The 13,009-nt window shown below is 65.7% G+C and carries 12 protein-coding genes; 2 read left to right on the forward strand and 10 right to left on the reverse strand.

Annotation, left to right across the window (positions count from 1 at the left end; all coding sequences use genetic code 11):
- Window positions 1-681: 681 nt before the first annotated feature.
- From H7U20_RS06955 to eat, 7 genes are all read right to left on the reverse strand, one after another.
- Window positions 682-918, reverse strand: coding sequence for a hypothetical protein (locus H7U20_RS06955; RefSeq protein ID WP_199518882.1), 237 nt, complete (start codon window positions 916-918; stop codon window positions 682-684).
- Between the two features lie 162 nt (window positions 919-1,080).
- Window positions 1,081-1,698, reverse strand: a complete 618-nt coding sequence (locus tag H7U20_RS06960) for a glutathione S-transferase family protein (protein WP_199518883.1) — start codon at window positions 1,696-1,698, stop codon at window positions 1,081-1,083.
- Window positions 1,699-1,759: 61 nt separating this feature from the next.
- Window positions 1,760-2,455, reverse strand: a complete 696-nt coding sequence (locus tag H7U20_RS06965; protein WP_199518884.1) for a helix-turn-helix transcriptional regulator — start codon at window positions 2,453-2,455, stop codon at window positions 1,760-1,762.
- Window positions 2,456-2,588: 133 nt separating this feature from the next.
- On the reverse strand, window positions 2,589-3,434 hold the full coding sequence (gene eutC, locus H7U20_RS06970; protein ID WP_199518885.1) for an ethanolamine ammonia-lyase subunit EutC: 846 nt from the start codon (window positions 3,432-3,434) through the stop codon (window positions 2,589-2,591).
- Window positions 3,435-3,447: 13 nt separating this feature from the next.
- The gene (locus H7U20_RS06975) at window positions 3,448-4,839 is read right to left on the reverse strand and encodes an ethanolamine ammonia-lyase subunit EutB (RefSeq protein ID WP_199518886.1); all 1,392 of its coding nucleotides are present in this window, start codon (window positions 4,837-4,839) and stop codon (window positions 3,448-3,450) included.
- Between the two features lie 228 nt (window positions 4,840-5,067).
- Complete coding sequence (locus H7U20_RS06980; protein WP_199518887.1) at window positions 5,068-5,910, reverse strand: TorF family putative porin; 843 nt, start codon at window positions 5,908-5,910, stop codon at window positions 5,068-5,070.
- 44 nt (window positions 5,911-5,954) lie between these two features.
- On the reverse strand, window positions 5,955-7,337 hold the full coding sequence (eat, locus tag H7U20_RS06985; protein WP_199518888.1) for an ethanolamine permease: 1,383 nt from the start codon (window positions 7,335-7,337) through the stop codon (window positions 5,955-5,957).
- A 187-nt stretch (window positions 7,338-7,524) separates the two neighbouring features.
- On the opposite strand from eat, the gene H7U20_RS06990 reads away from it, so the two are divergent.
- Window positions 7,525-8,544 carry a helix-turn-helix domain-containing protein gene (locus H7U20_RS06990; protein WP_199518889.1) on the forward strand — a complete coding sequence of 340 codons (1,020 nt, stop codon included), beginning with the start codon at window positions 7,525-7,527 and terminating at the stop codon, window positions 8,542-8,544.
- Window positions 8,545-8,728: 184 nt separating this feature from the next.
- Window positions 8,729-9,316 carry a DUF6622 family protein gene (locus H7U20_RS06995; RefSeq protein WP_370593097.1) on the forward strand — a complete coding sequence of 196 codons (588 nt, stop codon included), beginning with the start codon at window positions 8,729-8,731 and terminating at the stop codon, window positions 9,314-9,316.
- 206 nt (window positions 9,317-9,522) lie between these two features.
- On the opposite strand, the gene secF is transcribed toward H7U20_RS06995, so the two are convergent.
- The 3 genes from secF to yajC all read right to left on the reverse strand — a co-directional run bounded on the left by secF (window position 9,523) and on the right by yajC (window position 12,892).
- Window positions 9,523-10,545 carry a protein translocase subunit SecF gene (gene secF, locus H7U20_RS07000; protein ID WP_199518891.1) on the reverse strand — a complete coding sequence of 341 codons (1,023 nt, stop codon included), beginning with the start codon at window positions 10,543-10,545 and terminating at the stop codon, window positions 9,523-9,525.
- Between the two features lie 57 nt (window positions 10,546-10,602).
- Complete coding sequence (gene secD, locus H7U20_RS07005) at window positions 10,603-12,468, reverse strand: protein translocase subunit SecD (protein ID WP_199518892.1); 1,866 nt, start codon at window positions 12,466-12,468, stop codon at window positions 10,603-10,605.
- A 94-nt stretch (window positions 12,469-12,562) separates the two neighbouring features.
- On the reverse strand, window positions 12,563-12,892 hold the full coding sequence (gene yajC / locus H7U20_RS07010) for a preprotein translocase subunit YajC (RefSeq protein WP_199518893.1): 330 nt from the start codon (window positions 12,890-12,892) through the stop codon (window positions 12,563-12,565).
- Window positions 12,893-13,009: the final 117 nt, after the last annotated feature.

Genomic DNA, 13,009 nt, shown 5'->3' on the forward strand with positions numbered 1-13,009 from the left:
GTGGTTTCGGTGGCATAGCGGAATGATGCTGGAAAGCCGCTTGGTTTACAACCCTTTATTGATGCGCTCGCTGCGGCTGAATAGTTACCTTGTAACTTTCTTTTTCAGAAAGATCGAAGTCATTAATCAGAGTAGCATATAGGTATTTATCATTTGAGTGGGCAAGCGCCGAGATTGTTCCAATTGAAGCCAGAGCTTCGCGCCTCGTCCTCACCGCCTGAAACCAGCCTCATTTGCTCTAAAGATAATTCTTTCGTTTATGCTCTCTACGCTTGATGATTTTATTAATACCGGCATTCAAGATGAAATCATTCGCCGTCTTATGGACGGACGTTATCTCACCTTAAATAACCGGAATGGATATTGCCGATAAGCATCGACGAGGCCATTTTAGATATCAGCACATATTGCGTCAATAGCAATAGTGGTTGAATATTCTTCTATGGATATCCATAAAATTTATAATATTTATATGACCAGGAAAATCGGATGGGTATTCTGAAAAGAATATGGGCTAGCGGAATTTTCGAATATAGATAGGCGAAATATCAACTGAAACGGGCAATAGGCGATGGGCCTGCTACGGTGTGGCGGGAGGGTGAAAGGCTGAGGAGCGCTCTGAGGGACGGCTTGACGGCGCAGGGGAAAATTGGTGGCGGTGGCGGTGGCGGTGGCGGCAACTCAAACCATGCAGCATGAAACTTGCTGGCCGACGGCCCGGCGCGGCGCCAGCGCCGAGGCGGCGCCGGCGGCGCCCTCCTCGGCCGTCGGCTGCTGCGCGGGCGCCGGCGCGCGCTCAGGCGGCGGTTCCGGTTCGGCATGCGGCGCGCTCTGCCACATCTGCAAAAAGCGTTGATAGGCCGGCGGCGCGGCCGGGGCGGCGATGGCTGCCGACGTCGATGCGGTTGCTTCTTTCATGCTAGCTCCTTCGTTTTCAATCGTGGCGCGCGCGGACGAAAAAAAGCCCGCTTGGTAGCGGGCAAAGTCCAAAACTAGGGATCTCCTGAAAGAGACAACCCCACTATACGAACTTTGCACGCCGCCCTCTGTGCGCCGTTTAACACAGGCGAAAATTGCTGCTTACCAGACCGGAACGGTCTTCTTCCAGGCATCGAGCTGCTGCACGCGGCCGAACCAGGCCAGGATGTTGGCGTACTCGGCGAGCGGCAGCTTGGCCTGCTCCAGGTACATCAGCGGCGCCGCCACGGCGAAATCGGCCAGGCTGAGGGTATCGCCGAGAATCCATTGACGTTGAGAAAGATGTCCGTCAAGCACAATAGCATATTCGGCAACATCGCGCTCGCCGCGGGCCACTTCCAGCGGATCGGCGGGGCCGGCGCCGACCATGCCCTTCCAGATGTTTTCCCAGGTCAGCACGCCGAGCGCCGGCGCGAAGTGCTGGCAGCCCCAGAACATCCAGCGGTTGATGTCGGCGCGGGTGCGCAAGTCCTGCGGGTACAGGGTCTGGCCCGGCGTGTGGTCGGCCAGGTATTGCATGATGGCGCAGGATTCCCACAGCAGGAAGTCGCCGTCCTGCAGCACCGGGATTTTGCTGTTGGGGTTCAGCTCGACGAGGCGACGGCGGTCCTCGTCGCTCATCAGGTTCACTTCGGTCAGCTCCAGCGGAAAGTCGAGGGCGATGGCGGTCATCAGGACGCGGCGGGCGTTGGACGAGACGGGGTGGTGGAACAGGCGCATTTTCTAGGCTCCGGTGGATGAGTGAGGAGTCCATCGTAAGCCCGGCCGTTGTCAATTTCTGTCAGGAGTCTTCGCGGATGTTTTGCTCGACGCGCCAAACCTTGAGCAGCTCGTGGCGGCGCGCCGGATAACGGTGTCCGGTCGACTCGACGCTGGCGATGCGGTCGATGCGGAAGTGGCGGTTGGCGGCGCGCAGTTCGCACCAGGCGGCCAGCAAACGGCGCCCCTCCAGGAAGGCCAGCGCGAACGGCCAGACATGGCGTTCCGAGGCGTTGCCGCTCTCGTCGCAGTAGCCGATGCGCAGCCGATGCTGATGGCGGATCGCCTCGCGCACCGGGCGCACGAACTTGTCGCTGCCGTCGGTCGGCAGCAGGCCAATTGGCACCCACAGGCTGGTCTCGGCCATGTCGTCGCGCAGGTCCTTGGGGGTGGCGGCGGCGATCTTGGCCAGCGCGTTGTTGGCCGCCTGGGCCAGCGCCTCGTCGCCCTGGCGGCGCACCCAGCGCGCGCCCAGCACCAGCGCCTCCAACTCGTCGGCGCCGAACATCAGCGGCGGCAGGAAGAAGCCGCTCTTGAGCAGGTAGCCGACGCCGGCCTCGCCCTCGACCGGTGCGCCCATGCCGGCCAAGGTCTGGATGTCGCGGTAGATGGTGCGTTCGGACACGCCGAGCTGCTCGGCCAGGCGCGCCGCCGTGACCGGGCGGCGGTAGCCGCGCAGCGCATCCATCAGCTGGAACAGGCGGCCGGTTCGACTCATTGACGCTCTCTCATTCGGATGGGGTGGACGGGCCGCGCGGCGCCGACGGCAGCGGCGCGCGGCTCTGCATTGTGCGGGCAGTCGCGCCCGCATGCAAGCCCTTCCGACGCCGCGCATCGGCGGCCCTGCCGCCTCAATCCAGGTCGAGCAGGAAGTTGCGCTGCGATCCGGCCAACGCGTCGTCGGCGCCGCCCGTTTCATCCTTCAGCGCCACGCCGGACAGGCGGCGCTGGCGCGACTGGTCGAGCAGGTAGTGCAGCTTGAAGGCGGCCTCCTCGTAGCGCAGGCCGGCCGGGCGCACGTTGGAAATGCAGTTGCGGCCGGCGTCGGTCAGGCCGACCTGCGGCGCCCAGGTCAGGTACAGCCCCATACTGTCCGGCGAGCTGAGGCCGGGGCGCTCGCCGACCAGCACCACCACGGCGCGCGCGCCGAGCAGCTGGCCGACCTCGTCGCCCACCGCCACCCGGCCCTGCGCCACCAGCGCCAGCGGCGCCAGCGACCACCGCTCGGCGGCCAGCCGCGCCAGCATCGCCTGCAGAAACGGCAGCGCGTTCTGCTCGATCGCCAGCGCCGACAGGCCGTCGGCGATGACGAAGGCCAGGTCGTAGTCAGCGCCGCCGTGCGCCTGCAGCAGCTGGCGCGAGGCGTCGTCCAGGCGCCGCCCCAGGTCGGGCCGCTGCAGGTAGACGTGGCGGTTCTCCGCCGCGCTGTGCAGCGCCAGGCAGGGCAGCCCGCTGGCTGCGGTCAGCGCGGCGGCCAGGGCGGCGTGGTCGAGCGGCAGGTGCACCGCGTCGCGCGCCTGCGCGTGGGCCAGCTGGAAGTCCAGCTGCGGCGCCGTCGGCAAGCTCACGCCGCTGCGCCCCAGCGCGATGCGGGCCGCCGTGAACCGGCGCAACGCCTGCCAGGGATTGGCCGTCACCACCTCGGCGCTGGCCGCCGCCGGTTCCCGATGGTCGGTGTCTTTACTCTGCTTGCTCATGCCGGTCGCCTCCTCAGGCCAGCCGCAACAGGGCGCTCTGGAACGCCGGCGGCAGCGCCGTGCCCAGCGTGACGTAGTCGTCGCGGGTGAAAATTTCCATCTCCTTGAGCCAGGTGGCGAACTCCGGCGCCGGCTGCAGGCCCAGCACGCGGCGCGCGTACAACGCGTCGTGGAAGGAGGTGGTCTGGTAGTTGAGCATGATGTCGTCCGAGCCGGGAATGCCCATGACGAAGGTGCAGCCGGCCGTGCCCAGCAATGTCAGCAGGATGTCCATGTCGTTCTGGTCGGCCTCGGCGTGGTTGGTGTAGCAGACGTCGCAGCCCATCGGCAGGCCGAGCAGCTTGGCGCAGAAGTGGTCCTCCAGGCCGGCGCGGATGATCTGCTTGCCGTCGTACAGATACTCCGGGCCGATGAAGCCGACCACCGAGTTGACCAGCAGCGGTTTGAATTTGCGCGCCACCGCGTAGGCGCGCACCTCGCAGGTCTGCTGGTCGACGCCGTGGTGGGCGTTGGCCGACAGCGCGCTGCCCTGCCCCGTCTCGAAATACATCACGTTGTCGCCGACCATGCCGCGGCCCAGCGACAGCGCGGCTTGGCGCGATTCGTCGAGCAAGGCCAGGTTGATGCCGAAGCTGGCGTTGGCCGCCTCGGTGCCGGCGATCGACTGGAACACCAGGTCGATCGGCGCGCCGCGCTCGATGGCGGCGATGGTGTTGGTGACGTGGGTCAGCACACAGGACTGGGTGGGAATGGCGTAGCGGGCGATGATCTCGTCGAGCATGCTGACGATGCGCACCACCTGCGGCACGTTGTCGGTGGCCGGGTTGATGCCGATGACGGCGTCGCCGCTGCCGTACAGCAGGCCGTCGAGCACGCTGGCGGCGATGCCGCTGGCGTCGTCGGTCGGGTGGTTCGGTTGCAGCCGGGTCGACATGCGGCCGGCCAGGCCGATGGTGTTGCGGAAGCGCGTCACCACGCGGCACTTCCTGGCCACCAGGATCAGGTCCTGGATGCGCATGATCTTCGACACCGCCGCCGCCATCTCCGGCGTGATGCCGGGCGCCACGGCGGCCAGCACCAGCTCGTCGACGGCGTCGCCCAGCAGCCAGTTGCGGAAGTCGCCCACGGTCAGGTGGGCGATGCGGGCGAAGGCGGCCGTGTCGTGCTCGTCGATGATCAGGCGGCTGACCTCGTCGTCCTCGTAGGGCACCAGCAGCTGGTTGAGGAACACCGTCAGCGGCAGCTCGGCCAGCGCCATCTGCGCCGCCACGCGCTCCTCGGCGCTGGCCGCCGCCAGGCCGGCCAGGTAGTCGCCGGAACGGGCCGGGCTGGCCTTGGCCATCAAATCCTTCAGGTCGCGGAACTGGTAGGTCCGGCTGCCCACGCTATGTGCGAAACTACTCATCGTTGCTGCCTCCCGGCCGTCGGCTCTGGCGCCACGGCTCTGTTTTCGAGTCTCTCACAAAACCGGCACGGCGGGTGATGCCGCCAAGTTCGCGCGCCGGCGCCTTCAAGACCACCCGACGGCGCAACTCTGGGGTCGGACCCGCGGGGTCCGACCCCGGCACTACGCCGTTGGGTTTGATTCGGCGTGGCGGGCGGATCGCGCGCCGCCGCGCCCTCGATCACTCGCTTAGAAATTGCGCGTCGCGATCACCTGCAAACGCGTCTTGACCACGTTGCGGCTGCTGCCGTCGGCATCGAAGAAGGTCCACAACGGCGTGCCGTTCTTGCTGGCGTCGCCGCTGTTGTAGACCGCCGCCGCCGACAGCGCCCAACTATCCCAGGTCTTGCTGACGCCGACCTTGGCGTCGAAGTAGTTGAAGGCCGCCAGGTTGCGCACGTTCTGCTTGCCGGCGTGCAGATTGAGCGTCAGGCCGGGCGCCAGTTCCGGATTCCAGTTGACCTCGCCGTACAGTGTGCCGCGCGTGTCGACCAGCTTGCCGCTGTAGGGGTCGACGGCGAAGCCGAACCAGCGCTTGCTCAAGGTGACCCAGCCGTAAGCGTTGAAGCTGCCGATGTTGACGCCCAGCTTGGCGTCCTGCGTGTGGTACTTGATGTCCTCGCCGCCGGCCGCGTAGTGCGCGCCGGGATACCAGTAGGTGACCAGGCCGGCGTCGAGGTTACTGCTCTCGTTGAGCGTGTGGCGGTAGCCGCCGTAGACGTCGATCTCGGCGCCGCCGCCGTTGTTGTAGGCGGCGTGCGAGACGCCCGAGCCGAACAGGCCCAGGTAGAAGCCGCTGACGTGGACGAAGTCCAGCGTGGCCTGGGCGGTCGGCTTGCCCTGGCTTTGCGAGACGCCACGGAACAGGTAGTCCGACACCAGCGAGACATTGCCGCTGTTGCTCCAGTCGGGCGCCGGCGCGGCGGCGGCCGGAGCCGGGGCCGGATCGGCGGCGCTGGCGGCGCCTGACAGGACGGCCAGGCAGGCGGCAGCGGCCAGGCGTTTCAGCGGGAAGGTGGAGGCTGCGATCATCGTGTGGTCCTTTGCGGTGAAGGTGGAAGCGGTTCGGTGCGGGTTCAAACGGCGTCGTACAGCGCCATCTCCTGGCGGTTGCGGCGGGTCGACAGGAAGAAGGCGTAGCCGCCGGCCATGAACGCGGCGAACACGCCGAAGATCAAGGGGTTGTAATAGATCATGGTGGCCATGCAGACGCCGGCGCCGGCCAGCGCGATGGCCGGGAAGACGGGGAAGAACGGGGCGCGGAAGGGACGCACCATGTCCGGCTCGCTGCGGCGCAGCTTGAACAGGCTGAGCATGCTGAGGATGTACATGGTGATGGCGCCGAACACCGACATGGTGACGATGTTGGCGGTCAGCGTCTGGCCGCCGATCTTGATCAACTCGTCGCTGTAGATGGCGGCGATGCCGATCACGCCGCCGGCCAGGATGGCCCGGTGCGGCGTCTTGAAGCGCGGGTGGATCTTGGCGAAGTAGCGCGGCAGGTAGGCTTCCCGGGCCAGCGCGTAGATCTGCCGCGAGTAGCCGAGGATGATGCCGTGGAAGGAGGCGATCAGGCCGAACAGGCCGAGCCAGACCAGCATGTGCAGCCAGTTGCTGTTCTCGCCGACGATCGCCTTCATCGCCTGCGGCAACGGGTCGTTGATGTTGGCCAGCTTGGTCCAGTCGCCGGCGCCGCCGGCGAACACCATCACGCCGATGGCCAGCAGCACCAAGGTGATGATGCCGGTGATGTAGGCGATGGGGATCGAGCGTTTCGGGTCCTTGGCCTCCTCGGCCGCCATGGCGACGCCCTCGATGGCGAGGAAGAACCAGATGGCGAAGGGGATGGCGGCGAACATGCCGGGGATCGAGGCGATGCTGAAGTGGTCGGCGCCGGACCAGCCGCCCTTGACGAAGTGGGCCATCGAGAAGCCCGGCGCGACCACGCCCATGAACACCAGCAGCTCGAAGATCGCCAGCAGGGTCATCAACAGCTCGAAGCTGGCGGCGATCTGCACGCCGACGATGTTGAGCGTCATGAACACCAGGTAGGCGCCGACCGCCGCCGTCTTCGGATCGACGGCGGGGAACTGCACGTTCAGGTAGGCGCCGATGGCCAGCGCGATGGCCGGCGGGGCGAAGACGAACTCGATCAGCGTGGCCGCGCCGGCCAGGTAGCCGCCCAGCGGGCCGAAGGCGCGCTTGCTGTAGGCGAAGGGGCCGCCGGCGTGGGGGATCGAGGTGGTCAGCTCGGTGAAGCTGAAGATGAAGGTGGTGTACATGGCGGCGATGAACAGCGCCGTGATGGTGAAGCCGAGCGTGCCGGCCGAGGCCCAGCCGTAGCTCCAGCCGAAGTACTCGCCCGAGATGACGAGGCCGACCGCGATGCCCCACAGTTGGACCGTGCCCAGCGTCTGCTGTAGCGCCGGGGCCGCGCCGGATGCCTGATGTGCCTTCATATTTTCTTCTCCAGTAAGAACAAACGTCGCGATGGGTGCCGACTGCGGGTGCCAGCTTCGGCGCAGGTATGGAAGTTGCAACAAAATCGAGTATAGGAGTCCGGGCCGGGCCGGCGTTATCGAAAATCGGCAAACTTGGCGCAGAGTGTGGCGCCGCGCAACAGGGACTATTTCAGGAGGAAACAATATGCACCAGATTGGTACACCTATATTGCACAGTGCGCCGGAATTGCGCAGTCCGGCGGCCCTGCGCACCGTGCTGGCCCACGACGCCGACCAACTGGCCGGCGAGCTGACCAACTGGCAGCAGAGCTACGACCAGATCAGCGCCGGCCTGTTTCGCGGCGCCCTGGTGGAGTTGCGCATGCCCAAGATCCAAGTCTTCAAGGAAAGCCTGAGCCAGGCCGTGCGGCAATCCTGCCGGGTCTGGCCGGGCGCCATCTGGTTCGGCCTGCCCGACCATCCGGTGGCGACCCGCATCAACGGCCGCCAAGCCGGCCAGGAGTGGATCATGGTGCAGCCGGGCGAGCAGGAGTTCGAACTGGTCACGCCCAGCGCCTACGGCATCTACGGCATCGTGGTGTGCCGCCGCATGCTGGCCGAGGCGGCCGCGCGCAGCGGCTGCCTGATCGACTGGGAGCGGGTGCAGGCGGCCGAGGTGTTGCAGGTGGACGGCGCCGCCCGCGCCGCCTGCGTGCAGACGCTGGCCGGGCTGCTGGGCGAGGACGGCCACGGCACGCCGGCGCAGGCCGGCCCCAACGGCGCCGCGCGGGCCGCGCCGCACTGGCAGGAGGCGGTGCTGGGCGCGCTGCTGGAGCTGCTCGACCGCAGCTGCGTCGAGCCGGTCGCCGCCGCCAGCGTGCAGCGCCGCCAACGCGTGGTGGCGCGGGCCCGCGAGTACATCCTGGCCCACCGCGCCGAGAGCATCTCGGTGCCCGAGCTGTGCGAGCAGGTGCATGTCAGCCGGCGCACCTTGCAGTACTGCTTCGAGGACGTGCTGGGCATGAGCCCCATGCTCTACCTGCGCATGGTGCGGCTGAACGGCGTGCGGCGCCAGTTGCACGACCCGGCCGCGCGCGGCAGCGCCATCGGCGACGTCGCCGGCGCCTGGGGCCTGTGCAACTTCAGCCAGTTCTCCAGCGACTACCGCAAGCTGTTCGGCGAGTGCCCGTCCGCCTCGATGAAGGCGCTGACGCTGCGCGGCTAGGCCACCGCGCCGCTGCTGCCGGCAAACCCCACAGGCAAGAGCTAGGGTCAGACCCCCGGGGGTCTGACCCTGGTTGTCGCCGTTGGGTCTTGCCGGCGTCCCAGCGATCCATCAAGCGCCGATTCATTTCGCGCCGTCCGGCGCCACTTCGCGCGTCCGCCGCGCCGTTTCGTCGCATCGCGCCGTGCGCCGCCGCGTCCGCAGGCATAGTTCACTCATCGACACCCCACAAACAAGGAGCAACACCATGCTGCAACAGATCATCAGCCACACCCCTATCTACGTTTGGGCCATTCTGGGCTTCCTGGTCTACCGTGGTGTAGCCGCCAGCCAGGACCGCACGGTCACCCTGCGCTCCCTGTTCATCATCCCCGCCGTCATGCTCGGCCTGTCGCTGCAGGACATCGCCAACCGCTTCGGCCTGCACGGCGCACCACTGGCCGCCTGGATCATCGGCGCGGCGCTGAGCACCGGCCTGACCTGGCAGCTGATCGACGGCAAACGCATCAACGTCAACCGCGCCGAGGGCAGCGTCACGGTGCGCGGCAGCTGGTTGCCGCTGGCCTTGATGATGGCCATCTTCTGCGCCAAGTACGCCGTCGCCATCGCCTTCGCCATGTCGCCCGCCCTGCGCCAGGAAGCGCTGTTCGCCGTGACCGTCTGCGCCACCTTCGGCTTGTTCAACGGTGTCTTCCTGGGCCGCCTGCTGGGCCACCTGGCCGCCTACCTGAAAGCCGCATCGCAGGCCGGGCTGCAATCGGCAGCAAACTAACACTGAATAACACTGAAGCCAAGACGCCGGCAGCGAAGACAGACCGCCGGCGGCGGCTTCCGGCAAGATTAAAGGGCGCCCGGTCCAACAGACCTGGCGCCCTTTTTCGCGTATCGCCAGACCCGGCCGCCGCCGCGACCCCGAACGAAAAATCCCTCCCGGCGGCGACGCGGGGAGGGATTCGACTGCTCTGACGATGCCGGCGTTTATACCACCGCGCCGTCCGTTTCGTCTTTTTCCTTGATCGGCTTGATCAGGTCCTCGCGCGTCACGCCCAGCCACATGGCGACGGCGGCGGCGACGAACACCGACGAGTAGATGCCGAAGCAAATACCGATGGTCAGCGCGATGGCGAAGAAGTGCAGGGTCGGGCCGCCCAGCAGCAGCATCGACAGCACCATCATCTGCGTGCAGCCGTGGGTGATGATGGTGCGCGAGATGGTGCTGGTGATGGCGTTGTCGATCACCTCGTGCACCGACGACTTGCGCTGCTTGCGGAAGTTCTCGCGGATCCGGTCGAAAATCACCACCGACTCGTTGACCGAGTAACCCAACACCGCCAGCACCGCCGCCAATACCGTCAGCGAGAATTCCCACTGGAAGAAGGCGAAGAAGCCGAGGATGATGACCACGTCGTGCAAGTTGGCGATGATGGCGGCGACGGCGAATTTCCACTCGAAGCGCACGGCCAGGTAGATCATCACGCCGACGATCACCATCGCCAGCGCGTTCATGCCGTTCTGGGCCAGCTCGTCGCCGACCTGCGGGCCGACGAATTCGACCTTTTGCAAGGTCACCGCTTCGGCGCCGGCGGCGTTGACGCAGCCGGATTTGACGATGTGCTCACCCTTGGCGCTGACCGTGTCGATCTGCTTGAGGCCACCCTGCTCGGCCTTGCACAGCTGCTCGAACACCAGTTGCGAGGCGTTCGAACCGGCCACCGTCTTGATGATCGGCAGGCGGATCATGACGTCGTGCGCGGTGCCGAAGCTGGTCACCTCGGGCTGCTCGTAGCCGATCTGTTCGAGCGAATGGCGGATGCCTTCCAGGTTGGCCGGCTTGGCGTACTTCAGCTCCATCACGGTGCCGCCCTTGAACTCGACGGAGAAGTGCAGCCCTTTGTGCACCAGGAAGAACACCGCCGCGACGAAGGTCAAGGCCGAGATGACGTTGAAGATCAACGCATGGCGCATGAAGGGAATGTCTTTTTTAATCCGGAAAAATTCCATGAAATCCTCTGAGTATGGAGTGCGCTGCCGGCCGCGCGAGGCGGCCGGCGACGATACTTATTTCGACAGGCCCGGCACCCACACGGTGCCGATGGCGATCGATTGCAGCTTCTTCTTGCGGCCGTACCAGAGGTTGACCACGCCGCGCGAAATGAACACGGCCGAGAACATCGACGTCAGGATGCCCAGGCAGTGCACCACGGCGAAGCCGCGGATGGCGCCGGAGCCGAACACCCACAGGGCCACGCCGACGATCAGGGTGGTCACGTTCGAATCGAGGATGGTGGCCCAGGCGCGCTCGAAGCCGACCGAAATGGCCTGCTGCGGCGAGGCGCCGCCGCGCAGCTCCTCGCGGATGCGCTCGTTGATCAGCACGTTGGCGTCGATCGCCATGCCCAGCGCCAGCGCGATCGCGGCGATGCCCGGCAGGGTCAGCGTGGCCTGCATCAGCGACAGCAGCGCGATCAGCAGCAACAGGTTGCAGGCCAGCGCCAGCACGCTGAAGAAGCCGAACATCATGTAGTAGAACATCATGAAGATGGCGATGGCGGCGAAGCCGTACATGGTCGAGTGCAGACCCTTGCTGATGTTCTCGGCGCCCAGTTGCGGGCCGATGGTGCGTTCCTCGACGAAGTCCATCGGCGCGTACAGCGCGCCGGCGCGCAGCAACAGCGCCAGCTCGGCGGCGTTCTCGGCGTTGCCCATGCCGGTGATCTGGAAGCGGCTACCCAGTTCGCTCTGGATGGTGGCGACCGACAGCACTTCCGGTTTGCCCTTCTCGAACAACACCATGGCCATGCGCTTGCCGACGCGTTCGCGGGTCGCTTCGCGCATCTTGCGGCCACCGTCGCCGTTCAGGTCGATGCTGACGGCCGGTTGCTGGTTCTGGTCGAAGCTGGCGGTGGCGCTGGAGATGTAGTCGCCGGTCAGCGCCACGTCCTTGGTCAGCACGACCGGCACGCCCTTGCCGACGGTGAACAGCTCGGAGTTGAACGGGATCGCGGCGGACAGCTCGGTGCCGGGGGTGACGGTGTCGTCGACCATGCGCACTTCCAGCGTCGCGGTGCGGCCGATGACGGCCTTGGCGCGCGCCACGTCCTGCACGCCGGGCAGCTGGACGACGATGCGGTCGGCGCCCTGCTGCTGGATGATCGGCTCGGCCACGCCCAGCTCGTTGACGCGCTTGGACAGGGTGGCGATGTTCTGCTTGACGCCGTCGTCGATGGTTTGCTTGAGCGCGGCCGGCTTCAGGCTGACCTGCAGCTTGAGCTCGTCGCCGGCGCCGCTGTCGACGAAGGCCAGGTCGGCCATCTGGCCGGACAGCACGTCCTTGGCCTTGCTGCGGGTGTCGGCGTCGCGGAACTTGATCTCGATGGTGTCGCCGACGCGCTCGATGCCGGCGTGGCGCACGTTCTTGTCGCGCAGCGCGCTACGGGCGGCGGCCTGGATGCCTTGCACGCGCTTGCTCAGCGCGGCCTTGACGTCGACCTGCAGCAGGAAGTGGACACCGCCGCGCAAGTCGAGGCCGAGGTACATCGGCAACGCGTGCAGGCTTTGCATCCATTTCGGCGTGTTCGGCTGCAGGTTCAGCGCCACCAGGTAGGTCGGGTCGGCCGGATCGGTGTTCAGATCCTTCTCCAGCACGGCCTTGGCCTTGAATTGGGTGTCGGGGTCGGCGAAGCGGGCGCGCACCGAGGCGTAGGTGCCGGTGCCGTCGAAGCTGATGCCGTCGGCGGCGATGTTTTCCTTCTTCAGCACGGCGGCGACCTGGGCCGCCATCTCGCTCGTCATCTTGACGGTCGACTTGCCGCTGGTGACCTGCACCGCCGGCGATTCGCCGAAATAGTTCGGCGCCGTAAACAGCGCACCCAGCAGGATGGCGACGGCGATGAGGATGTATTTCCAGACTGGATAGCGATTCATATTGTTCAACGTTCAGTGTTAGGCGTCGGATGCAACATACGGAAACGGCCGCGCTTCTGGTGCGGCCGTTCCCGTGACCAAGTGCTCGCCGGTCTTACAGCGCCTTGAGCGTGCCCTTAGGCAACAGCATGGTGATCGAGCTCTTTTGCACAACGATTTCGGTGCCGGTCGACACTTCCAGCGTCACGTACGCCTCGCTGACCTTGGCGACTTTGCCCAGCAGGCCGCCGGCGGTGACCACTTCGTCGCCCTTGGCGAGCGCGTCCATCATGGTTTTTTGTTCCTTGGCGCGTTTCTGCTGGGGACGGATCATGAGGAAATACATGGCCACGAACATCAGGATGATCGGCAGGAAGCTGGTGATGTTGCCGCTCAGGCCCATGGCGTCGAGTGGGGATTGTGCGTATGCGTTGGAAATGAACACAGATAACTCCGGTAATTAGTTTGAAAAACAGCGCTGTATTCTAGCACTGGCCGGCGAAGCCAAGGCTGCCGGCTAGGTGGGGTCCAACATAATTTTTACAAGACTTGCAACATTTAT

The organism is Rugamonas violacea (assembly GCF_016461825.1).
GTDB lineage: Bacteria > Pseudomonadota > Gammaproteobacteria > Burkholderiales > Burkholderiaceae_D > Rugamonas.